This is a genomic window from Brevibacterium sp. UCMA 11754 (assembly GCF_021532275.1).
Taxonomy (GTDB): domain Bacteria; phylum Actinomycetota; class Actinomycetes; order Actinomycetales; family Brevibacteriaceae; genus Brevibacterium.
Genome location: NZ_JACBOT010000009.1, coordinates 165,680 through 188,512, shown reverse-complemented (window position 1 = coordinate 188,512; position 22,833 = coordinate 165,680). Strand labels below are relative to the sequence as shown.

General features: G+C 61.8%; 19 protein-coding genes, 4 tRNA genes and 1 pseudogene. 21 read left to right on the top strand and 3 right to left on the bottom strand.

The features are described 5' to 3' along the window. Positions 1 to 144: 144 nt before the first annotated feature. Complete coding sequence (locus tag HX613_RS05505) at positions 145 to 1,002, bottom strand: DUF4870 domain-containing protein (protein ID WP_235344403.1); 858 nt, start codon at positions 1,000 to 1,002, stop codon at positions 145 to 147. 130 nt (positions 1,003 to 1,132) lie between these two features. After that, positions 1,133 to 1,995: pseudogene (locus HX613_RS05500) on the bottom strand (DUF3097 domain-containing protein). A 141-nt stretch (positions 1,996 to 2,136) separates the two neighbouring features. Here HX613_RS05500 and hrcA point away from each other — a divergent pair. From hrcA to zapE, 8 genes are all read left to right on the top strand, one after another. Continuing rightward, positions 2,137 to 3,207, top strand: a complete 1,071-nt coding sequence (gene hrcA / locus HX613_RS05495) for a heat-inducible transcriptional repressor HrcA (RefSeq protein WP_235344402.1) — start codon at positions 2,137 to 2,139, stop codon at positions 3,205 to 3,207. 121 nt (positions 3,208 to 3,328) lie between these two features. Then, the gene (gene dnaJ, locus HX613_RS05490) at positions 3,329 to 4,444 is read left to right on the top strand and encodes a molecular chaperone DnaJ (RefSeq protein ID WP_235344401.1); all 1,116 of its coding nucleotides are present in this window, start codon (positions 3,329 to 3,331) and stop codon (positions 4,442 to 4,444) included. Beyond that, positions 4,441 to 5,223: a 16S rRNA (uracil(1498)-N(3))-methyltransferase gene (locus HX613_RS05485; RefSeq protein ID WP_235344400.1), complete on the top strand. Its 783-nt coding sequence runs from the start codon at positions 4,441 to 4,443 to the stop codon at positions 5,221 to 5,223. The genes dnaJ and HX613_RS05485 overlap by 4 nt, the downstream gene beginning before the upstream one ends. Positions 5,224 to 5,251: 28 nt before the next feature. Continuing rightward, positions 5,252 to 6,304: a PhoH family protein gene (locus HX613_RS05480; protein WP_268826632.1), complete on the top strand. Its 1,053-nt coding sequence runs from the start codon at positions 5,252 to 5,254 to the stop codon at positions 6,302 to 6,304. After that, positions 6,301 to 6,789, top strand: a complete 489-nt coding sequence (gene ybeY, locus HX613_RS05475; protein WP_235344398.1) for an rRNA maturation RNase YbeY — start codon at positions 6,301 to 6,303, stop codon at positions 6,787 to 6,789. Before HX613_RS05480 ends, ybeY begins: the two co-directional genes overlap by 4 nt. 3 nt (positions 6,790 to 6,792) lie before the next feature. Continuing rightward, the gene (locus HX613_RS05470) at positions 6,793 to 8,046 is read left to right on the top strand and encodes a hemolysin family protein (RefSeq protein ID WP_235344397.1); all 1,254 of its coding nucleotides are present in this window, start codon (positions 6,793 to 6,795) and stop codon (positions 8,044 to 8,046) included. Between the two features lies 1 nt (position 8,047). Next, entirely contained in the window at positions 8,048 to 8,983 is a 936-nt protein-coding gene (era, locus tag HX613_RS05465) for a GTPase Era (protein WP_235344396.1), read from the top strand. A 97-nt stretch (positions 8,984 to 9,080) separates the two neighbouring features. Beyond that, complete coding sequence (zapE, locus tag HX613_RS05460) at positions 9,081 to 10,091, top strand: cell division protein ZapE (protein ID WP_235344395.1); 1,011 nt, start codon at positions 9,081 to 9,083, stop codon at positions 10,089 to 10,091. Positions 10,092 to 10,137: 46 nt separating this feature from the next. Here the strand turns inward: zapE and HX613_RS05455 are convergent, their stop codons facing one another. Continuing rightward, positions 10,138 to 10,614 carry a TIGR02611 family protein gene (locus tag HX613_RS05455; protein ID WP_235344394.1) on the bottom strand — a complete coding sequence of 159 codons (477 nt, stop codon included), beginning with the start codon at positions 10,612 to 10,614 and terminating at the stop codon, positions 10,138 to 10,140. Positions 10,615 to 10,750: 136 nt separating this feature from the next. Between HX613_RS05455 and HX613_RS05450 the strand changes: the two genes are divergently transcribed. The 13 genes from HX613_RS05450 to ruvA all read left to right on the top strand — a co-directional run bounded on the left by HX613_RS05450 (position 10,751) and on the right by ruvA (position 22,813). After that, a tRNA-Gly gene (locus HX613_RS05450) sits at positions 10,751 to 10,823 on the top strand. A 26-nt stretch (positions 10,824 to 10,849) separates the two neighbouring features. Next, positions 10,850 to 10,920, top strand: a tRNA-Cys gene (locus tag HX613_RS05445). Positions 10,921 to 10,954: 34 nt separating this feature from the next. Beyond that, positions 10,955 to 11,026, top strand: a tRNA-Val gene (locus HX613_RS05440). 36 nt (positions 11,027 to 11,062) lie between these two features. Next, positions 11,063 to 11,134, top strand: a tRNA-Val gene (locus HX613_RS05435). A gap of 183 nt (positions 11,135 to 11,317) precedes the next feature. Then, complete coding sequence (locus HX613_RS22075) at positions 11,318 to 12,688, top strand: DUF4190 domain-containing protein (protein WP_268826631.1); 1,371 nt, start codon at positions 11,318 to 11,320, stop codon at positions 12,686 to 12,688. 185 nt (positions 12,689 to 12,873) lie between these two features. Next, positions 12,874 to 14,880: a threonine--tRNA ligase gene (gene thrS / locus HX613_RS05425; RefSeq protein WP_235344393.1), complete on the top strand. Its 2,007-nt coding sequence runs from the start codon at positions 12,874 to 12,876 to the stop codon at positions 14,878 to 14,880. Next, the gene (locus HX613_RS05420; RefSeq protein ID WP_442862586.1) at positions 14,877 to 15,476 is read left to right on the top strand and encodes an HIT family protein; all 600 of its coding nucleotides are present in this window, start codon (positions 14,877 to 14,879) and stop codon (positions 15,474 to 15,476) included. The genes thrS and HX613_RS05420 overlap by 4 nt, the downstream gene beginning before the upstream one ends. Next, complete coding sequence (locus HX613_RS05415; RefSeq protein ID WP_235344392.1) at positions 15,473 to 17,494, top strand: S9 family peptidase; 2,022 nt, start codon at positions 15,473 to 15,475, stop codon at positions 17,492 to 17,494. Before HX613_RS05420 ends, HX613_RS05415 begins: the two co-directional genes overlap by 4 nt. 224 nt (positions 17,495 to 17,718) lie before the next feature. Beyond that, on the top strand, positions 17,719 to 18,198 hold the full coding sequence (locus tag HX613_RS05410) for an NUDIX hydrolase (protein ID WP_235344391.1): 480 nt from the start codon (positions 17,719 to 17,721) through the stop codon (positions 18,196 to 18,198). A gap of 127 nt (positions 18,199 to 18,325) precedes the next feature. Continuing rightward, positions 18,326 to 19,078, top strand: coding sequence for a YebC/PmpR family DNA-binding transcriptional regulator (locus HX613_RS05405; RefSeq protein WP_235344390.1), 753 nt, complete (start codon positions 18,326 to 18,328; stop codon positions 19,076 to 19,078). Positions 19,079 to 19,099: 21 nt separating this feature from the next. Next, the gene (gene ruvC, locus HX613_RS05400) at positions 19,100 to 19,696 is read left to right on the top strand and encodes a crossover junction endodeoxyribonuclease RuvC (protein ID WP_235344389.1); all 597 of its coding nucleotides are present in this window, start codon (positions 19,100 to 19,102) and stop codon (positions 19,694 to 19,696) included. 451 nt (positions 19,697 to 20,147) lie between these two features. Then, positions 20,148 to 22,085 carry an HNH endonuclease signature motif containing protein gene (locus HX613_RS05395; RefSeq protein WP_235344388.1) on the top strand — a complete coding sequence of 646 codons (1,938 nt, stop codon included), beginning with the start codon at positions 20,148 to 20,150 and terminating at the stop codon, positions 22,083 to 22,085. 131 nt (positions 22,086 to 22,216) lie between these two features. Continuing rightward, complete coding sequence (gene ruvA, locus HX613_RS05390) at positions 22,217 to 22,813, top strand: Holliday junction branch migration protein RuvA (RefSeq protein ID WP_029416492.1); 597 nt, start codon at positions 22,217 to 22,219, stop codon at positions 22,811 to 22,813. Positions 22,814 to 22,833 lie beyond the last annotated feature (20 nt).

Sequence of the window (22,833 nt, the reverse complement as noted above, 5' to 3'; positions counted from 1 at the left end):
CGCTGCAGGGAAGTGACCCGCGAGATTCAATGTGAATGGCAGATGCTCCTGGTACCGATGGGGTACCAGGAGCATCTGTGCAATCAGGTGGCGTCCTGATCAGGTGGCGTCCTGATCAGATCAGTTCGGTTCAGATTAGTTCGGTCACTTGATCCAGTTCGGCGTCAGAGGAATCTTGTATCCCTCACCGCGGTTGGCTGCGACGCCGGCAATGATTTCGATGATGATCATGTAGATAGTGACCACCGGAAGTAGGAGAAGCAGGATCAGTCCGATGCCGATGATCGACAGCAGACCACCGACAATGCCGATTCCGAAGCAGGTGATGACACCGACGATGAGCAGGTTGAGTGACTGCGCACCGTGATGACGGATGAATGGAGACTTGTCCTTGTTGATGAGGAAGAGGATCAGCGTGACGATCCAGCCGACGCCTATGACGTAGGTGGCCGCATGGGCTAAATGCGACCACAGTGCAGTCGATCGTTCCGTCTGGTCGGCAGTCCAGAATCCGACCGAACCTGACCCATAAGCGGCGTCGGGAAGCGGGGCCCCCATCGGTATCGTGGCGGCATGTGACGTGGCTGAGGCCATCCCGGGGCCGAATGCCGCACCGCCATAGCTCTGAGCACCATAAGGTTGCTGCTGCGAACCATAAGGTTGCTGGGCGCTGTAGGGCTGTTGCGAACCATAAGGTTGCTGAGCGAAGGGCTGCTGATCGCCGTAGGGCTGCTGCGAACCATAAGGTTGCTGGCCGTAGGACTGGTTCGGCTGACCATCGAAATTCTGACCCTGCTGGGATCCGTACTGCTGCGATCCGTCTGGCGTTGGGTTTGGCTGCTGGGAGCCAAAAGCCTGCTGGCGCTGATCCGGCTGCTGTGAAGCCGGGTTCTGATTCTGCTGGGCATAGGGTTGCTGGGGTCCGGAGGCCTGAGAATAGTTCGGCGGCATAGGACGAGATTCGTCAGGGCCGTAGTTCGGCTGCTGGGCATTGTCAGACATGCGGGATCCTTTCAGAGCTTCGTGGCCTTCACCCTATCGTCAAACGTGTGGTCGCCGGATGGGGGTTTGCCTCAAAGCTGTACCAAGTTGATCACATCTCATCCTGCTCTTGACGAGATGCGATCGAGCTTCAGCCGACGGTGACGAAGTCGATGAGCTCTTCGACTCGGCCCGAGAGCGTGGGTTCGACATCGGCGATAGTGCTGACCTTGCCCAGGATGCGCACCCACCCCGTGCCACATCCCGGTGGTCGGCGTGCGGCCAACCGATACGTCTCAGGATTCCCGTCTTCCAATCCTCACCGCGGGGGACGACCGGCCATTCCCTGATGCCGACGACATGAGGCTTCACCGCCTGCCAGATGTCGACATAGGGATGACCGATGATGTGGACGACGTCGCGGTAGCGGGGATCGGCACGCACCGCCTCGGCGATCTTGGATTCCTTGGTGCCGGACACGAGGTGGTCGGCGAGGACTCCGACGCGGTGGTCCTTGTCGGGACCGAATGCCGCGAGCTTGTCGGCGACATCGTCCAGTCCACCCAGCGGTTCGACGACGACTCCCTCGACGCGCAGATCGTCGCCCCAGATCTTCTCGACGAGCTCAGCATCGTGTTTGCCTTCGACCCAGATGCGGGACCCGCGAGCCACCCGGGCACGAGCATTGCCGACCGCACGTGAGCCCGAAGCCGTGCGACCGGGAGCCGACTTCTTCTTGGTCGGCAGTTTGATGTCGACGGGTTTGCCCTCAAGCAGGAAGCCAGGACCCAGGGGGAATGCGCGGACCCTTCCTGCCCTGTCCTCAAGATTGACGACGATTCCGGCGGTGGTCTTCTCAGCGCCGACGACGGCGCCGACGTATCCGCTCATCGCGTCTTCGAGAACCATTCCGAGACCCAGCTCAACAGGTGTGGACTTCTTGGGCCGGTGCGAGGAAGGTGAGGAACCGGCCAGCACATCGGGCCCGTAGCGATCAAAGGTATTCACGGTCAACCACCCTAATCAAGGACTCGATGCGATGGGTGCAGACCCGCTGGGGCGGGCCCGAAAGTGAATTCGGAATGCAAGAGGCGTAGAATTGGCACTCAAAGCAGATGAGTGCCAAATGCGGTGCCGAACGAAGGAAGGGGACGAATGAACGACAGCAGGCGAGCACAGGTTCTGCGTGCGATCGTCGAAGACTTCGTCGCCACCAATGAACCCGTCGGGTCGAAGGCCATCGTTCAGCGCCACACGCTCGGTGTCTCTCCGGCCACGATCCGCAATGACATGGCCCACCTGGAGCAGGAGGGCTACATTGCGCAGCCTCATACCTCTGCCGGTCGAATTCCGACTGATCTCGGCTATCGGATGTTCGTTGATCGCATCGACGACTTCAAACCGCTCACGCACGCTGAGCGGCGTGCGATCTTCCAGCTCATCGATGGCAACGGGGACCTCGACGACATGCTCGATCGCACGGTGCGGGTCCTCTCGGGCCTGACTCACCAAGTGGCGCTGATCCAATACCCGACAGTGTCGCGTGCCACGATCAAGCACATCGAGGTAGTGGGCCTGGGCCCCAACCGCATCCTCGTCGTCCTCATCACCGACGCAGGGCAGGTCGAGCAAAAGATCGTGATCACGCCGGGCGTCGTTGACGATGAGTCGCTGCGCGGAATCCGCGATGAGGTCAACGCCGAATTCTCCGGTCAGAAGCTGTCGAGAGTCGTGAGCACGGCCACACCTCGTGCTTCGGCTCAGAACGATGACGGCACCCAGGCAGAATCTGTCGTGGGAGCTGGCGCTGTCGGAACGGACGTAGCCGCAGCACTGGTGCAGGTCCGCTCCGCCGTGACTGATCTCGTCATTGCCACGCGTGAAGAGCGCATCATCATGGCAGGCACAGCAAACCTGGCTCGCTCCGGCAGGGAGTTCGGTGAGAAGATGGCACCGATCCTCGAAGCTTTCGAAGAGCAGGTCGTACTGCTCAAGCTGCTGACGTCGATGGCTGAGGACCAAGAGGAGATCAGCGTTCGGATCGGTCGTGAGAATACTCACGAGTCGTTCAGCTCGACATCCCTCGTGGCCGCCGAATATGGTCATGACGCGGGGTCCACCGCGCGATTGGCAGTGCTCGGGCCGACCCGGATGGACTATCCTACGACGATCACAGCTGTCCGGGCCGTGGCGAAATACGTCTCCTCTGTCCTCGACCAGGGTTAGATGCACCGACACCAGAGCACACAGCACAGCGCGAACAAGCAGCACAGCGTGACCAAGCACCACACTGCGAACAGGCACGATAACGCGAACAACGCACACCACCAGGGAGAGAGAAGTTTCTGTGGCCGATCACTATGAAACACTCGGAGTGTCCAAAGACGCTTCGGCGGCTGAAATCAAATCGTCGTACCGAAAGCTGGCCCGGAAGTATCACCCCGATGTGAACCCCGGACACGAGGACGAGTTCAAAGCCATTTCCCTCGCCTACGATGTCCTCTCCGATACGGAGAAGCGCCGTAACTACGACATGGGCGGCGGCGAGAACGGACAGGGCTTCCCAGCCGGTGGCGGCTTCGGCGGCTTCGGCGACATCTTCGAGACCTTCTTCGGCGGGGGAGCCGGCTCGGCCGGCGGTCCGATGCCGCGCACACAACGCGGCAAGGACGCACTCGTCGGAGTCAACATCGATCTCGAGACCGCCGCGTTCGGCGGCAACATCGACCTCGACGTCACCACTGCCGTCGTCTGCGACACCTGCTCAGGTGCCGGAACCCAGCAGGGCACATCCGTTGAGACTTGTTCCCTGTGCCACGGTGCTGGCAGCGTTCAGCGCATGACCCGGACGCTCCTGGGCCAGATGGTGACGAACCAGACGTGCAACTCCTGCCACGGCTTCGGCACCGTCATTCCCAACCCCTGCCTCAACTGCCAGGGTGACGGTCGGGTCCGCAAGCAGCGGACCATGAAGATCCGCATCCCCGCCGGAGTCTCCGACGGAACCCGCATCCAGCTCTCATCGCAGGGCGAAGTGGGACCCGGCGGCGGTCCTGCCGGTGACCTCTTCGTCGAGGTCATGGTCTCCCGCCACGAAGTCTTCCAGCGCGACGGTGACGACCTGCGCGCCTCCGTCTCCGTGCCGATGACCGCAGCCGCTCTGGGCGCTTCGATCCCCTTCGACACCTTCGACGGCTCGCAGGAACTCTCGATCGACGCCGGCATCCAGTCAGGCACCGTCATCAAGCTTCCAGGACTCGGTGCCACCCGACTGCGTTCGGAGACCCGAGGCGACCTGCTCGTCACGGTGGACGTGTTGACGCCGGACAAGCTTGACGATGAGCAGAAGGAACTGCTGTCACAGCTGGCGACTCTGCGCGAGGAAGAGACCCCACGCGCTCAGATCACCACCCAGAACCGCGGCATGTTCTCCCGTATGCGTGAGAAGTTCGCCGGTCGGTGAGTCTTCCCGTCTTCTTCTCGACCCAGGTCGCCGAGGCGGCCGCCGGGCAGGTGCTCACCTTCGGTGAGGATGTGGCCGGGCACGCGATCCGAGTCCGCAGACTCGGACCCGGGGACGAGCTCGAAGTTGTCGACGGATCCGGCACCCGCGTACGCGGAACGGTGTCGGCCGCCTCGGCGAACGAACTCGGACTGCACGTCGCCTCGGTGACTCACACCGACGAGGACCAGCCACGGTTGGTCCTCGTGCAGGCTCTGGCCAAGGGCGACCGCGATCTGCAGGCGATCGAAGCCGCCACAGAGATCGGAGTCGACGAGGTGGTCCCCTGGGCCGCCGAGCGCTCGATCGCCGATTGGCCCGCGAAGAAGCGCGACAAGCTCGCAGCCAAGTGGGACAACGTTCTGCGGGCGGCATCCCTGCAGGCCAGACGCTCCCGCTTCCCTCTGCGCCACGACCTGGTCCGCGGCACCGGCCTGGCATCGATTCTGACCGAGACCGACAACGTCTACGTCCTCCATGAAGCCGCCGAGCAGAAACTGTCGCAGGCTCTGAGAGACTCTGGACCAGCGAATACGTCGACCGTCGAAGACTCCTCGGCCGCAGACTCTGGACGCATCGTCCTCGTCGTCGGCCCCGAAGGCGGGATCAGCGACGCTGAGCTCGATGCACTCGCAGCCATCGGTGCGAAAGCCGTGCTCCTGGGACCCACCGTCCTGCGGTCGTCGTCGGCCGGAGCGGCCGGACTCGTCATGGCTCAGAATTCATTGGGCCGTTGGTGACGAAGGCGACTACGATGGAAGCACACAATTGCAGTACTCCCACGAGTACGAACAGTCACTAAGGATCATTCTGGACACCTCCACTCAGCCCACGAACTCTGTGAACAACACACCTGCCGACGAAGCTGCATCGGACACAGTGCGTCTCGTGATTCCCGACTCCATCGATCTGGTCGAGTTCTTCGGGCCGGGGGAGTCGAACCTGCGGAAGCTCGAGCGAGTATTCCCCGACCTTGACGTGCACGTGCGCGCCAACCAGGTCCAAGCCAGCGGCGAGCCGACGCGGGTGGCAGCCTTCGTCTCCGTGATCGGGGAGCTCAAGAAGCTGCACGGCTCCGGCCACCGCATCAACGAGGAGACGATCGACCGGGTGGCGTCGTTCTCCTCGGAGGGCAAAGCCGCCTCGGCGGTGATGGGAACGAACATCCTGTCCACCCGCGGAAAGTCCATCCGTCCCAAGACGATGGGCCAGCACGACTACGTCAAGGCGATCCGCAACCACACGATCACCTTCGGCATCGGACCAGCAGGTACGGGCAAGACGTACCTGGCGATGGCCATGGCCATCAACGCCCTGCAGCACAAAGAAGTCTCACGCATCATCCTCACCCGCCCAGCGGTTGAGGCGGGGGAGAGCCTGGGCTACCTGCCGGGAACGCTGAACGAGAAGATCGACCCCTACGTGCGGCCCCTCTACGATGCCCTGCACGACATGGTTGATCCCGAGTCGATTCCGCTGCTCATCGAAACGGGGACCATCGAGGTCGCACCGTTGGCATACATGCGCGGCCGCACCCTCAACGATGCGTTCATCATCCTCGATGAAGCGCAGAACACGACCGGTGAGCAGATGAAGATGTTCCTCACCCGGCTGGGCTTCGGCGCGCGGATGGTCGTCACCGGTGACGTCTCCCAGATCGACTTGCCGGGCAAGACTCGCAGCGGTCTCAACCTTGTCCAGGACATTCTGACCGGAATCGACGACATGGAATTCTGCCACCTCGGCAGCAAGGATGTCGTCCGCCATCAGCTGGTGACGAAGATCGTCGACGCCTATGACCTGTGGGGAAGCACCGAGTGAATACCGAGATCTCAAACGAGACGGATGAAGCAATCGACCTCGACGAGGTCGTGGCTCTGACGGAATACCTGGGCCAGGCTCTCCACATGCACGCCGGCGCGGAGCTCGCAGTCACGATGGTCGATGCGAAGGCGATGGAGGAACTCCACATCACCTGGATGGACCTCGACGGCCCCACCGATGTGATGTCGTTCCCGATGGATCAGCTCACACAGGGACAGACCGGGGCTCCCACCGAGGGCCAGATGGGCGACATCATCATCTGCCCCGAGGTGGCCGCCGCCCAGGCCTCGTCCTCGGGACATTCGACCATGGACGAGGTGCTCCTGCTGACCGTCCACGGGTTCCTGCACCTGCTCGGATACGACCACGGCGAGCCTGAGGAGAAGGAAGAGATGTTCGCCCTGCAGCGGCATCTGCTGCTGACCTTCTTCGCTGCCCGCTACGACGGTCGCACCGACATCCCTTCCCCCACCGAGGTCTGAGCCGTGCTCTGGCTGTTCCTCGGTGCCGCACTGTGTCTCGTCGTTTCGGCGACTCTGTCTGCTGTCGATGCCGCTCTGCTCAGTGTGTCCCATCAGGCGATCCAGGATGCGAAGGACGAAGGCAAGAAGTCTGCGTTTCGGGCAGAGAAGATCCTCATCGATCTGCCCACCAACATCAACGTCATCATCTTCGTCCGGAACTTCATGGAGGCACTGGCCACCGTCTTCATCGCTCTGGCTTATAACTCGATCTACTCCGTGGGACCGCTCATGGTCGTGCTCACAGTGCTCACCGCCTCGATCGCTGTCTTCGTCGTCGCCGGCGTGTCCCCACGGACAATCGGTCGACGCCGTTCTCTGGCCGTGTGCCTCAACCTCAGCTGGGTCGTGGGCGCAGCGCTGGTCGTGCTCAAACCGCTGACGAAGATCCTCGTCCTCCTCGGCAACCTGCTGACGCCGGACCGCGTGTACAAGGACGGACCCTTCGTCACCTCCGACCAGCTGCGCGACCTCGTGGAGCGAGCCAGCGAGTCCGACATCATCGAAGACGGCGAACGGGAGATGATCCAATCCGTCTTCAACCTCTCGGACACCTCGGCGAATGAGGTCATGGTCCCGCGCACCGACCTCGTGACGGTCAACTCCGGCACACCGCTGTCCAAGGTCATGAACCTCTTCCTCCGCTCGGGATTCTCACGGATCCCCGTCAGCGGAGAGGATCTCGACGACATTCGCGGTGTTGCCTACCTCAAGGACGTCGCCAGACGGCTCCATCTCCATCCGGAGGACGCAGAACGATCGGTCGACATCCTGGCACGGGGAGTTCTGTTCGTCCCCGAGACCAAACCTGCCGATGACCTGCTGGAGCAGATGCAGCTCGATTCGACACATCTGGCGATCCTCGTGGATGAATACGGCGGCACCGCCGGACTCGTCACCATCGAGGACATCGTGGAGGAGATCGTCGGCGAGATCGAAGATGAATACGACACCAGTGATGATGAACTCGTCGAGGTCGACGACGGATCATTCGTCATCAGCACCCGCATGTCGATCTCCGACTTCGCCGACTACTTCGATGTGAAGATCGACGAGGACGACGTCAACAGCGTCGGCGGTCTGCTCACGAAGCTCATCGGCCGCGTTCCCATCGACGGCTCGAACGCAGCGATCGAAGGTCTTTACATCGAAGCGATGGAGGGTCAGGGCCGCCGCCACCGCATCACCCACGTCAGGGTCACGAAGGAAGAGAACTGAAATGGAATTTCGTACGGACTACCCCGAGAACTACCGGGCCGGCTTCGCCTGCTTCGTGGGGCGACCGAACACCGGTAAGTCAACGCTGACGAACGCGCTGGTGGGGGAGAAGGTGGCGATCACCTCGGCGAAGCCCCAGACCACCCGGCACACGATCCGCGGCATCGTCCACAAAGATGATCACCAGCTGATCCTCGTCGACACCCCGGGGCTCCACAAGCCTCGGACCCTGCTGGGCAGCCGCCTCAACGATCTTGTGGCCTCGACGCTGAGCGAGGTCGACGTCATCGGCTTCTGCCTGCCCGCTGATGAACCCATCGGGCCCGGCGACAAATACATTGCGTCCCAGCTCGAACTCCTCGACGGCCGCACCCCGATCGTGGCCCTGGTAACGAAGACCGACAAGGTTCCCCAGGAGAAGGTCGCCGAGGCTCTGCTGGCCGTGGGTGCTCTCGCCGACTTCGCCGACGTGGTTCCGGTCTCGGCTGTCGACGGTTTTCAGATCGACACGGTGGACTCCGTTCTGACCGGTCACCTGCCGGTCTCACCGCCGCTCTACCCCGAGGGCGAGCTGACGGATGAGCCGGAGGAGATGATGATCGCCGAGCTCGTCCGTGAGGCCGCGCTCGAAGGCGTCCGCGACGAGCTTCCGCACTCTCTGGCCGCTCAAGTCGAGGAGATGTACCCCCGCGAGGGGCGAAGCGAGGACAACCCGCTGTGGAACGTCCACGTCAACCTCTACGTCGAACGCTCGAGCCAGAAGGCGATCATCATCGGCAAGGGCGGCAGCCGACTCAAAGCAATCGGAAGCGAATCGAGGCGCGGCATCGAAGCACTGCTCGGGACCAAGGTGTACCTCGACCTGCATGTGAAGATCGCCAAGGACTGGCAGAGAGACCCGAAGCAGCTGGGGCGCTTGGGCTTCGACTTCAGTTGAGACGACTTCAGCTGGGAGTGCTCTCACGCCGGCTGAGAGCACTCTCACGTCGGAGGCAGTTGATCGACCACGCGTGGCCTGCAATAGACTAGGCCGAGTGAATGCCGAGCAGACTCTGGTCGCACTGAGCGACCGTTCCCCCCACGTTGCACCCGAGGAACTGATTGCGGGCCTCGTCCCGCCGCCGCAGTTCCACGACGTGTCCTTCGCCAGCTACCGCACCGATGACTCGGAGCCCTCGCAGGCCCAGGCTCGCAACAAACTTGAGGAGTTCGCGGCGTCGTCGACGTCCAAGGGCTTTCTGGGCAAGCTGTTCTCGAAGGGCAAGGACGGACCAAAGGGCGTCTACCTCGACGGCGGCTACGGCGTGGGCAAGACACACCTGTTGGCTTCTGCCTGGCATGCGAATGAGAAGCCTGCGACCTTCGGCACCTTCGTCGAATACACGAACCTCGTCGGAGCGCTCGGATTCATCCGTGCCCGTGACGATCTCTCACAGATGAAGCTCGTCTGCGTCGACGAGTTCGAACTCGACGATCCCGGCGACACGGTGCTCATGTCACGCCTCATGCGCGAGCTCACTGACGCCGGCGTGAAGATCATCGCCACCTCGAACACTCTTCCAGGATCATTGGGGGAGGGCCGCTTCGCCGCACAGGACTTCATCCGCGAGATCCAGGCGCTGGCCGACCAATTCGACATCTACCGCATCGAAGGCAAGGACTACCGTCACCGTGGGCTGAGCGAGCCGGCCGAACCGGTTCCTGCCGAGAACATCGATGCCGCGACCTCCGAACTGACCGGCACAGTCGCCCGCGACGACTTCCCGACACTTCTGCGCCATCTCTCCACCGTTCATCCTTCCAAGTACGGTCGCATGGTCGATGGGCTGGACGCGGCCGTGTGGGAAGACGTGACGACGATCGACAACGAGGGTGTCGCGCTGCGCTTCGTTGCCCTCGTCGACAGGCTCTATGACCGCAACGTCAAGATCATCAACTCGGGACAGGCGTTGAACAAGGTCTTCACCGAAGAGTCATTGGCCGGAGGGTACCGGAAGAAGTACATGCGGTGCCTTTCGCGACTGACAGCGCTCTCCTCGCAATAATCTGCTCTCCTGGCAGCATCAGGCCCTGTGGGCAGGCGCGTCAGCGCTACTGCAGCTCGAGGTATTTGAGGACCTCGAGTTCAGGCACCCAGTCGGGGAGTCCGATGATTCTGAATGTGCCCCAGACGATAACGGCAACGAATACCGCTGTGACCGCAGCAAGCGTCCAGCGCACCCAGACCGGCTGCGCCATGACCCAGTGCGTCCATTTCTCCACGTTGAGGCGGACGAAGCGCAGAATCCGCTGCGCCCAACGGAACTCGCTGGAGATGACGAACAGTCCGATGATGACGATGAGCCACCCCGGGCCCGGAAACGGCACGAGCACCAGGCCGATGAGCACGATGAGCGTGCCCACTCCGCCGACGATGGTCCGATAGAGCCGTGCCGTGTGCGGGTTGGCCATGACGGTTCTGCGCCAGCGCAGGAAGCTCAGGCGCGTTTTGCGCCAGGGGCGCACGCCTTGCTTGTGATGGCGTGACAGCCACCCTGTGGGCCGCTTGTCCTGGGGATCGTCGTTCACTCTTCCAATATAAGTCGATGAGTCTGAAAGCCCGATTTGTGTGTGTGACCACGATCACTCGGATCTGATTTTGCATGGACCGCCACCTGCGTATAGAGTTGTATCTCGTTGCCAGGGAAACCGGGCAGCGAGAAATGCGGATGTGGCTCAGCTGGTAGAGCATCACCTTGCCAAGGTGAGGGTCGCGGGTTCGAATCCCGTCATCCGCTCGAAGGCGTCATGGCACTGCCTTGATGGTGGCGTGGCCGAGAGGCGAGGCAGCGGCCTGCAAAGCCGTATACACGGGTTCGAATCCCGTCGCCACCTCGGATTCGTCCAACGGTTCGCTGTTGGTGAGTCGGCGCGATTGGCGCAGCGGTAGCGCGCTTCCTTCACACGGAAGAGGTCACTGGTTCGATCCCAGTATCGCGCACAGGGGCCTTGTGTCCCGGTGCAACAAATGAATAAGGCGCGATTGGCGCAGCGGTAGCGCGCTTCCCTGACACGGAAGAGGTCACTGGTTCGATCCCAGTATCGCGCACAGAAGAAGCCCCGAGTGACTCACTCGGGGCTTCGTGCATTCATCTCCGCGTCTTCAGTGCGATGAGCTCGGCCCCGATGTGTCGGGCGTGTGTCAGGACTGCCACGTGGATGCCATGGGGAAAGCGAAACATTAACTAGTACGCTAGTGACGGTAACCATCGACGAAGACTTCGGAGCACTCATGTCTACTCCTCAGAACCCGTACGAACCGAACAACGGTTCTGGAAATCAGTACCCCAACGGTCAGGGCCCCGACAACCAGCCGCCCAGCGCTCCTGGTTTTTCGGGTGATCAGAACGACGGCCAGCAGCCACCGCAGTACGGCTCGCAGCCACCACAGTACGGCTCGCAGAACAGCGGGCAGCAGGCACCACAATACGGCTCGCAGAACGATCCGAATCAGCAGCCCCAGTACGGCTCGCAGCCCCAGTACGGCTCGCAGCCCCAGTACGGCCAGCCGAACGACACAGGTGCTCCAGGCTACGATCAGAACCAGGGCGGCTACGACCCCAATGGTCAGGGCTACGACCCCAATGCGCAGGGCTACAACCAGGATCCCTACAACCAGGGTCCCTACAGCCAGGATCCCTACGGCCAGAATCAGGGCGGCTATGGTCAGGGCTACGACCCCAACGCGCAGGGCTATGCCGCGAACCAGTACGGCCAGCAGCCTGCCTATGCCGGTGCTGACGGTTCGTCGGACCAGTTCATTCCCGCCAACCCCAATGCGAGCTACGGATCCTATTCGGCCGGTCCGGGCAGCAATAAATCGAAGAACATCTGGGGAATCCTCGCGTTGATCGGCGGTATCGCCGGCATCGTCCTGTCCATCTTCTTCGGAATCGGATTCATCTTCGGCGTTGCCGGTGTGATCTTCGCCTTCGTCGGTCTCTCCGCGATCAAGAAGGGGTTGGCGAACAACAAGGGCATGACCATCACCGGCATGATCCTCAGCTTCATCGCCATCCTGTTCTCGATCATCTCGGTCATCGTCACCTTGATCTTCGGCGGCATGTTCATCACTGCGGTAGGCGAGGCCGCTGATGAGCAGTCCTCGTCCGCAGCGCCGGTTCAGGATCCCTCTGATCCTGCCCAGGACCCCAGCCAGGGTGCAGGCTCATCTGACGGCAGTGAAGAAGCCGCTCCGCCTCCTGTCGAGGGAGGAGGGGTTGAGATCGGCACTGATCTGACCGCGTCCGTCGCCGTAAAATCGGGTACTGCGTCTGACACTGCTGCTGGTGCGGAGGACACCAACGGCCAGATCGCTGTTGTGACAGTGACCTTGAAGAACAATTCGGGCTCGGACATCGATACGAGCAGCGCTCAGATGTCTGCGAACGATGGTGCCGGCAAGGAATATAGCGACGTCTTCCAAGGCAATGAGTACAAAGCCAGCCTGGTGTTCGACACCACGATTCCTGCAGGCGGCGAGAAGACCGTTCAGCTCGCCTACGGTGTTCCCTCGGCTGACCTCGACAAGGTCCACCTGAAGCTCTCAATGAGCGAAGATCTGGGCAAGGGCAAGGACTTCGAGTTCAGCAAGGCCGCGTGATACGGCTCGGGACGACGCTCCGATCCCGACTGACATAGGCGCGAACCGCGCGGACTTCGAAAATTGCATATGATTCACCAGTTGGGTGGCGGTCTCACGACTGCCACCCAACTGATTTCGCACCGCCGATTTAGTATTAGACTCGAGTGGCGAGACACCCTAGAACAGACGAACGGAGAAGATCAGTGGCAGACAGCATTGACTGCGCGGGAGAGACCATTCCTTGGAAACAGGGACTGACCGGCACGGAGATCTTCTCCACGGACCGCACGGTCGTTGCAATGTGGCTCGACGGGCAGCCTGTCGACCTCAGCCGCGAACTTTCCGCTGGTGACAAGGTCGCTCCGATCGCCATCGATTCCCCCGCAGGTCTCGACATCCTGCGCCACTCGGCGGCACACGTCACCGCCCAGGCCGTCCAGGACCTGTTCCCAGACGCGAAGCTCGGCATCGGGCCCTACATCACTGACGGCTATTACTTCGACTTCGATGTCGCTGAGCCCTTCACCCCTGAAGATCTCAAGGCGATTCAGAAGAAGGCCGCTCAGATCGTTAAGTCCGGCCAGACCTTCAACCGTGTCGTCGTGGACGAGGCGGAAGCACGCGAGCGCATGGCGAATGAGCCCTACAAGCTCGAACTCATCTCGGACAAGGGCGCAGGCTCCGACGACTCGGCCTCCGTCGAGGTCGGCGCCGGTGAGCTCACCGTCTACGAGAACCGTGACCGCAAGGGAGAAATCGTGTGGCAGGACCTCTGCCGCGGACCGCACCTGCCCACCACCAAACTGATCGGCAACGGGTTCGCGGTCACCCGCTCCTCGGCGGCCTATTGGCGCGGAGACCAGGCCAATGCGAGCCTGCAGCGCGTCTACGGAACCGCCTGGGCCTCGAAAGAGGACCTCAAAGCCCACCAGGATCGCCTCGCCGAGGCAGAACGTCGTGACCACCGCAAGCTCGGCGCCGAACTCGACCTGTTCTCGTTCCCCGAGGAGCTCGGCTCCGGTCTGCCCGTCTTCCATCCGAAGGGCGGAATCATCAAGCGTGAGATGGAGGACTACGTCCGCGCCCGCCACATCGAGGAGGGCTTCGAGTACGTCGGCACCCCGCACATCTCGAAGGAAGCCCTCTACTACACCTCCGGGCACCTGCCGTACTACGGCGAGAACATGTTCCCGCCGATCTCCGTCGATGAGGTCCGCGACGAGTCCGGTGAGATCGTCAAGGAGGGCACCCCGTATCGTCTCAAGGCGATGAACTGCCCGATGCACAACCTCATCTTCCGCTCGCGTGGACGCTCCTATCGCGAACTTCCCCTGCGCCTCTTCGAATTCGGCACCGTGTACCGTGACGAGGCCTCTGGCGTCGTCCACGGCCTCACCCGTGTGCGCGCACTGACTCAGGACGATTCGCACTCCTATGTGGCTCAGGAGGACGCCGCGAAGGAGATCCGTCACCTGCTCGAATTCGTCCTCAGCCTGCTGCGCGATTTCGGACTCGACGACTTCTACCTCGAACTCTCCACACGCGACGAAGACGGGAAGAAGAAGGATAAGTTCATCGGTTCGGATGAGCAGTGGGCAGAAGCCACTCAGGTCCTCGAAGAGGTTGCACGGGAGACCGGACTCGAGCTGGTCCCCGATCCCGGCGGAGCCGCGTTCTATGGGCCCAAGGTCTCCGTCCAGGCCCGCGACGCCATCGGCCGGACCTGGCAGATGTCGACCGTGCAGCTCGACTTCAACCAGCCGGAGCGCTTCGGCCTGGAATATCAGGCCGCCGACGGCACCCGCAAGCAGCCGGTGATGATCCACTCGGCGAAGTTCGGGTCCATCGAACGGTTCATGGGTGTGCTCATCGAACACTATGCGGGCGCGTTCCCCGTCTGGCTGGCACCGGTCCAGGTCACCTGCATCCCCGTGGCCGAGGAGTTCAATGACTACCTCGCCGAGGTGGCCGCACAGCTGCGGGCCGCCGGCGTTCGCGTCGAGATCGATGACAGCGACGATCGGTTCCCGAAGAAGATCCGCAACGCCTCGAAGTCGAAGGTGCCCTTCGTGCTCATCGCCGGTGGGGAGGATCGCGACGCGAATGCCGTGTCGTTCCGTTTCCGCAACGGTGAGCAGGACAACGGCGTATCCGTCGCCGAGGCGGTCACCCGGATCGTCGAATCCATCGAAACCAAGGCCCAGGTATGACAGAGGACCCACACAACCGCCTCGGCGAGGGCAGGCCCGATCCTTGTGAAGGCATGCCCGAACCCGAGGCGGCTGCGGGCTTTCCGGGGGAGCCCGATGGCTTCCAGCGGCTGTGGACACCGCATCGGATGGTCTACATCGGAGGACAGGACAAACCCAAGCATTCCGGAGTCTCCGAGTGCCCGTTCTGCAGCGCACCGACGAAGTCCGACGAACAGGGCCTGATCGTCGCCCGCGGTGAGGAAGTGTACGCGGTGCTCAACCTGTACCCGTACAATCCGGGTCACCTCCTCATCTGCCCCTATCGTCACGTCGCGGACTACACGGAGCTGACTGAGTCGGAGACGGCGGAACTCGCCCGCTTCTCGCAGAAGGCCATGACCGTGATTCGCGCGGTATCGTCCCCGGACGGCTTCAACTTGGGAATGAACCAAGGACCCGTGGCAGGTGCCGGAATCGCCGCACACCTCCACCAGCACATTGTGCCCAGATGGGGCGGGGACTCGAACTTCCTGCCCGTCGTGGCACAGACCAAAGCTCTGCCGCAGGTGCACGCCGACGTGCAGGCAGCGCTGTCAAAGGAATGGAACAGATGAACCCCGAAGATCTCGACTCTCTCGCCGAGTACTCATCCCCACTGCTGCGCGGCAACGAAGCCGTCATCACGATCACCCGCCCCGACCTTGAGTCGAACAGCTACCTCTCGCAGCTCTTCGCGCTGTCGGGGGAGACCTCGAGACGGCTGACCCACAACTGGCGAGACTTCGCCCCCGAAGTTCGCAGCATTTGGTCCGGGTATCTGAGTGCGGCCAAGAAGGAATCAGCTCAGCTGTTCGCCGGCTCCAGCCTCGAGACGGCGCATCGGATCACGGACAACCACCTCGGCGTCTCCGAGTTCGCGCTCGACGATGAGGGCGCACGGGCACTCTACATCGCGCGGGTGAATGAGCCGGGACGCTACGGCCAGGATGACGACATCCCCGCCGGTGAGGAAGCGCCACGGCGAATCACCTCGGCGGCCTACCTGAGCAATGGGTTGGGCTACACGAACGACCGTCCGGCGCGGGCCTTCCTGGTCGATCTCGTCGAACCGGGTCTGGGGAAGTCCGGCATCGCCGGCGGCGCCGAGGTTCCGTTGTCCACGCTCCTGGAGTCCCCGGAGTCAGATGTCCACGACCCGCAGTTCTCACCGAGCGGCACCCGAGTCAGCTTGGTTTCCTCGGTGGTACCCGACCATGGCGAGCCCGACCTGCGAGCGACGGTGTGGCTGCTTGGCGGAGACCACCCGGAGCCGCTGACGCTGCCGCGGATGAGCGTGAACCTGCACCGTTGGATCGACGATGAGACTGTGCTGCTCGTCGGCAACGAGCTGACCCGAGACGAACTCGACTTCGTCGGGCAGATGCCCGGACTCTTCGTCCACGATCTGACCACTGGCTCGACACGACGCCTGACCGACCCGGAGACCGTCTCTGTCGCGTCGATCCGGCCCCAGATCGTCGACACTGCCGGAAACGCCTCAGATGCGGCCGAGGCTTCTGTCATCGCTGTCGTGGACACGGACGGAGCCTCACGGATCATCTCGATCGATCTGGCGGCCGAGAAGCGGACGCTGGACGAACTGGACTTCCTCACGGATGACACTGCAGTGGTCAACGGCTTCGACGTCGACGGAGACAGTCTCGTCTGGACAGGGGAGACGCCCACGAACCCTGCTGTTCTCAACCGTGTGCGACTCTCCGGGCCCGGCAGGACACCCGCTGGTGACGGCGAGGCCCTCAGAGCACATCCTGCGCCCGCGAATTCCGTCCTTCCACAGCTTCTTCGAGTCGACGGTGAGGGCGGAGCCATCACGGGGTGGCTGGCGAAGCCCAGCGGCCCGGGCCCGTTCCCCGTCATTCTCAACATCCACGGTGGACCGTTCGCGCAGTACACCCACGGGTGGTTCGATGAAACCCAGGTGCTCACCTCGGCCGGCTACGCCGTGGTCTACGCGAACCCGCGCGGCTCCGGTGGACGCACCCGCGCATGGGGGACAGCTGTGCAGGGGGACATGGCGGTCCCAGCAATGGCCGACGTCCTCGCGGTCCTCGACCACGCGGTGGCCGGCGATGCAGAACTCGACTCCACCCGCCTCGGCGTCCAAGGCGGTTCCTACGGCGGCTATCTCACCGCGATGATCACCGCTGCTGATCATCGCTTCCAGGCGGCCATCGTCGAACGCGGCTACCTCGACCCCGACAGCTTCGTCGGCACCTCCGACATCGGACGGTTCTTCACCGAGGAGTACACCACCCGTGATCGGGAGGCCATTTCACGGCAGTCGCCTTTGGCGCACGCCTCGCAGGTGCGCACGCCCAGCCTGGTGATGCATTCCGAACTCGACTTCCGCTGTCCGCTCGAACAGGCTCAGCAGTACTATGCCGCGCTGCAGCGGGCGGGTGTGGACACCGAAATGCTCATCTTCCCCGGAGAGAACCACGAACTCTCACGCTCAGGCCAGCCCCGCCACCGTCGGCAGCGTTTCGAAGCGATGCTCGACTGGTGGGACCAGCATCTGGGCGGAGACGTCGATGCGAATCTCGACGACCAGACCGCCTCGGCGATCCACTGAGCCGATGACCAACTCAACCGCCTCTGAGGCGATGCCCCTACCCCTCTTGCACCTGGCCAGAGCACGTCCCAAGTCGGTGATTTCTCACATTGAACGTCACCGGCTTGGTCGTCTGGGCACTACCCGATATCGTTCTGTCGGTTACGATTGCGGTCTTGCCGGTTGCTTGCCGCTTCACTATTCTGCACAGACTGCATCCGTCCATCGTCAACTCCGGGAGAACCATGAAACCTCGTAAAGCCTCACGGGTCGTACTACTCAATGAGCGCGACGAGGTTCTCCTGATTCGAGCTCAGGACCTGCTCACGCCCACTCACCAGTGGTGGATGACCTGCGGCGGCGGATCCGAACTCGGGGAGTCCGCGGCTCAGACAGCGGCCCGCGAACTCGCTGAGGAGACCGGGATCGAATGCGAACCCGGCGAGCTCATCGGACCCTTGGCCACCCGCGACGGGGTCTTCGAATTCACGGAGAAGTCTCTGCATCAGCGCGAAACCTACTTCGCATTCCGCACGAGCGAGGACATCGAGCTCGAGGACGCCGTCTGGACGGACATCGAGAAGCGCAGTCTGCTCGAATTCCGGTGGTGGTCCCGCGAAGAGCTGATGACCACGACGGAGACGATCTATCCGAAGAATCTTCTCAGTCTCATGGATCTTGTCGCTGAAGGCTCTGTGCCCGAAGTTCCCCTCGTCATCGACTGAGTGGCCGCTCGCCATCGGCCGAGCGAACGTACCGCATGACCGGGGCGCTGCTTCGTACGGTACAGCGCACATAACGGTGTGCTGAGCGTATAGACTCTAGGGGCTGTATCTATAGGAAGGAACACCAGTGTCAGGTCATTCCAAGTGGGCAACGACTAAACACAAAAAAGCTGCCATCGACTCCAAGAGGGCCAAGCTCTTTGCCAAGCTGATCAAGAACATCGAGGTTGCCGCTCGCAACGGTGGGCCTGATCTCGAAGGCAACCCGACGCTGTTCGACGCGGTCCAGAAGGCGAAGAAGAATTCGGTTCCTGCCGACAACATCACCCGCGCGGTCAAGCGCGGCGGTGGTCTCGACGGCTCTGCCGTGAACTACGAGAACATTCTGTACGAAGGATATGCCGCCGGCGGCGTCGCCCTCCTCATCGAATGTCTGACCGACAACCGCAACCGTGCGGCCTCCGAAGTCCGCGTGGCAGTCACGCGCAACGGCGGCACCATGGCAGACCCCGGATCGGTGACATACAACTTCGACCGCAAGGGCGTCATCATCGTTCCTGCCGAGGGAACCGACGAGGACTCGATCCTCCTGGCCACCCTCGACGCCGGCGCCGAAGAAGTCAAGGACGAAGGCGAGAACTTCGAGATCATCTGCGAGGCCACCGACCTCGTCGCTGTGCGCACAGCGCTTGTCGATGCCGGCATCGACTATGACTCGGCCGAGGCATCCTTCGTGCCCGGGATCGAAGTCAGCTTGGACGCGGACACCGCTAGCAAGGTCTTCAACCTCATCGATGCGCTCGAAGACAGCGACGAAGTTCAGAACGTCTATTCCAATGCTGATGTCAGCGACGAGGTTCTTGCCGAACTTGATTCCTGATGAGACCGGATTTGGTTATTGATGAGAATCCTCGGCGTTGACCCTGGTCTGACCCGGTGCGGGCTGGGTGTCATCGACACCCTGCCCGCCCGCAAGGCCACAATGGTATCCGTCGATGTGCTGCGCACGCCGTCAACGGACTCCGTGGATCTGCGTCTGGGCGCCCTCGCCGAGGCGTTCGACAGCTGGTTGGACACGTACCGTCCCGATGTCGTGGCCATCGAGCGAGTGTTTGCCCGCAATGATGTCTCCACGATTATGGGAACTGCCCAGGTGTCAGGCCTGACTATGGGGCTTGCCGCCAGACGTGGACTGCCCGTGGCGATGCACACGCCCTCCGAGGTCAAAGCCGCCATCACCGGGTCGGGACGGGCTGATAAGAAGCAGGTCACGAACATGGTGACCCGGATCCTCGAACTCGAGGCTGCGCCGAAGCCGGCCGATGCCGCGGATGCTCTCGCGATCGCTATCTGCCACTCATGGCGTGGAGCTCTCAGCGGGCAATCGACTCCTGGAGCGAATAAGGACCTCAATGAGCGTAAGAGCGCTGGTCGCCAAGGCACAGGTCTGACGAAAGCACAGGAGCAGTGGGCCAAGGCCCTTCGCAAATCCAAGTAGCTGCGTAGCGAAGTGGCGTGACGGCTCAGCAGCGTTGCAGCGGTTGTGAGTGTCGCTGTCGGTCTGTTTGGCTGCCACTGAAGTCCGGTCGCTTCGCAGCTGTCATCGTTCCTTGGCCGAGTCCGGAAGTCTGCGAAACACAATAGAGCAGAATCGAAGTGATGCTAACTATTCGGAAGGGAATCGAATATGCATCTATACAATAACGGTTAGAGCGTATATAATCATAGTATAGACGCAACACTGTTGTTGACGAATGGATGTTCAGACGATGACTCTCACTCCCGACCGGACACCAGGAAAGAGCGGAAAGCGTTCACCTGGCACCGCCGCGGGTGAGTCGGCAAGAGGCCCGCAGGCATCTGGCGCGACTGCAGGGGAGTCCGCTTCAGGCCAAGATGGATCGTTGCCGGAGCCAGCATCGTTTCGTGAGCAGCTCGAGGCGGCCGGAATGGATCTGACGTGCAATCCTTTGGCGGATAGGCTCGATTCGATCGCGGCAGTTCCAGCGACTTCCATTGAAGACCACGACAGTGACGATTCTGACCGGCTCAGCAACGAGGGCTCCCATTCCGATGAGCAGGTTCTTCTCGGTGATTCCGAAGCAGATGGGCGGATGTCTGGCGCTCTCGTCGACGGGGAACCATTCGACTCCGATGCTGGAACGCATAGTCACGGCGGTGGCACCGACCAGTCCTCGACTGCGGACGAAGGTGATTCGACTGTCGTCGTGCCACATCCACTTCTGTCGGATCTCGAATGGCGCGACCTCGACCGACTTGCCCCTGAGTTGACCCGCAGTATCGGTGAACTCAGCGTCCTCAAAGACGAACTGCTGAGATTCGAACGACCTCTTGGGCCTGATCACGCTATGACGGTCGTCAACGGGATCGAAACCGCCACTCGCATTCTCGAAGCGATGTCTGCTGTCGCTCTGTCAGTCTATGAAAGGTGCGTGACACCCACCGACTATGGAGCGAAGACGACGAAGGCGCTGGTCCAGAGCCGGTTGAACCTGACCGGATATGAGGCCAACCGACGTGCCGAGCTTGCTAAGAACCTTGGCGGCCGCGTCTATATGACGGGACAGGCCAGAGAACCCGTCAACCCGATCGTTGCCAAGGCCCTGCACTCGGGAGTGCTCTCGGCTGGTCAGGCCACCGAGATCAATGACTGTCTCTCCAAACTGCCGATCTGGGTTTCCTCCACCGTTCGCGACAAAGTCGAAGCGGACCTCGTGGAGAAGGCACCGCGTGTCCGAGTCGCAGACTTGAAGACGATCTTCGGTTCGATTCTGGACCGGATTGATCCCGACGGAGAAGAACCGAAGCTTCCGCGGGATCGCTCGCGCTGTTACGTGAATGTGCGAGCCCGGGATGACGGCGATTGGGATCTCAGAGGCCTCCTGGATTCAGTCTCAGGAGGAGTCCTCAACGGACTGCTGGCCTCGCGTATTCTGCCGGGTGACAATTCGGAAAACGCACAGGGCGTACCAGGCTCGACGGAAACTCTGCAAGCTCACGATGGCGAGTGCACCACAGATGGCACGTACTCGACTGATGGCGCGCGCACGACCGCGAAAGACGAGGGTCCTGCCGAGCCTGAATTCGACATCTTTCGAGCCGTTCTGGCGGGGGACGTCTCGGACGCGCCGTTGCCACATGATCTGCCAGAGGGTCGGCCGGACTGGATTGCCGATACAGGTGATTCCGATTCGGCCGCTTCTGGGTTCTCGAGCTTCGGCGTCAGCGAAGACGGAGCGCTGGTCGACACAAGCGCGAGTCAAGGAACAGTGCGCAATCGAATCTACGAACGATTTGCAACAATGATCTCCCGCGTCGAGATGGACCGGATAGGGCGCGGTTCGCCATTCGCCTTGGTCGTCACCGCAAAAGCCGAAGACATTGCGACCGGAAAAGGACGCTCGACCACAGGTTGCGAAACCGAATTTCCGATATCAACGGCGGCCAGCGAAGGATTGAACGGGTCAGTCTTCTTCCACCTCATGTCGGACAAAGCCAAAACGATGGAAATCGCCACCGAAGCTCGATATGCCACGAACAGGCAGGTGGCAATACTCGCAGCCAGGGATCAAGGCTGCACATTCCCCGGATGTGATGCACCGCCAGGATGGTGCGACGCGCACCACATTGTGCCCTGGGCTGACGACGGCAGGACCGACATCAACAACCTCACACTGGCATGCGGACTGCATCACCACCTGATCGACAAATCGGACTGGTACGCCCGAATGCTTCACGACGGTCGACCTGCATGGATCCCGCCACCGAGCATCGATGTCGAACGGCGCCCGATCCTGCACTCCAGGTTCGTCGCACAGGAGATCATCGACGGGCTGTCAGACGGGACAGAAATTCCACCGCAGTAATGCGCTGGTGATGTCTTCCGGGCTGTCCGCAACTGGCCGGAGCCTTGGTATCGTCGGTATGTCGAGTCAGGTACTCGGAGACTAGCTGATAGCCTGGATTCGTACATGTGTTCCCACTCGAAAGGCAGGCCGTGATCAGTTTCCTCAGCGGTACGGTCCATCGCATCGCAGCTGACCACCTCGTGATTCTCACCTATGGTGTCGGACGCAGAGTCAACGTCACGCCGGATACCCTTTCAAACACACGGCATGGTGCAGATATCGAACTCGTGACCACCCTGGTTGTGCGTGAAGACTCCATGACTCTCTTCGGCTTCGGAACAGAAGACGAGAACCACACGTTCGAAGTGCTGCTGTCGATCTCCGGAATCGGTCCCCGCCTGGCCATGGCGATCCTGTCGGTGATGGGGCCGGGCGAACTGGCAGCCGCGATCTCGAATCAGGACGCCAACGCGCTGACTCGCGTACCAGGAATCGGCAAAAAAGGCGCTTCCCGAATCATCCTCGAACTCGAGAACAAACTGCCGAAGCTCTCCGCATCGGAGCCAGGGCCACAACTGTCGTTCGGCGGTGCGAACCAGCAGGTCGTTGACGCCCTGGTCGGTCTTGGCTGGAAAGAAGCACAGGCCGCAGACGTCGTGCAGGAAGTAGTCAATGATCTCGGCCAGAATGCGGGCACCTCGGCGCTCCTGAAGGCCTCACTCAAGGTTCTGGGTGCAAGGAAGTGACTCACTCCCATGACGGTGGA

Excerpts from the sequence above, each read along its gene's own strand:
- hrcA (WP_235344402.1), top strand. The coding sequence starts at position 2,137 with ATGAACGACAGCAGGCGAGCACAGGTTCTGCGTGCGATCGTCGAAGAC.
- HX613_RS05505 (WP_235344403.1), bottom strand. The coding sequence starts at position 1,002 with ATGTCTGACAATGCCCAGCAGCCGAACTACGGCCCTGACGAATCTCGT.
- HX613_RS05420 (WP_442862586.1), top strand. The coding sequence starts at position 14,877 with ATGACAGAGGACCCACACAACCGCCTCGGCGAGGGCAGGCCCGATCCT.
- HX613_RS05410 (WP_235344391.1), top strand. The coding sequence starts at position 17,719 with ATGAAACCTCGTAAAGCCTCACGGGTCGTACTACTCAATGAGCGCGAC.
- ruvC (WP_235344389.1), top strand. The coding sequence starts at position 19,100 with ATGAGAATCCTCGGCGTTGACCCTGGTCTGACCCGGTGCGGGCTGGGT.
- HX613_RS22075 (WP_268826631.1), top strand. The coding sequence starts at position 11,318 with ATGTCTACTCCTCAGAACCCGTACGAACCGAACAACGGTTCTGGAAAT.
- HX613_RS05415 (WP_235344392.1), top strand. The coding sequence starts at position 15,473 with ATGAACCCCGAAGATCTCGACTCTCTCGCCGAGTACTCATCCCCACTG.
- HX613_RS05395 (WP_235344388.1), top strand. The coding sequence starts at position 20,148 with ATGGATCTGACGTGCAATCCTTTGGCGGATAGGCTCGATTCGATCGCG.
- era (WP_235344396.1), top strand. The coding sequence starts at position 8,048 with ATGGAATTTCGTACGGACTACCCCGAGAACTACCGGGCCGGCTTCGCC.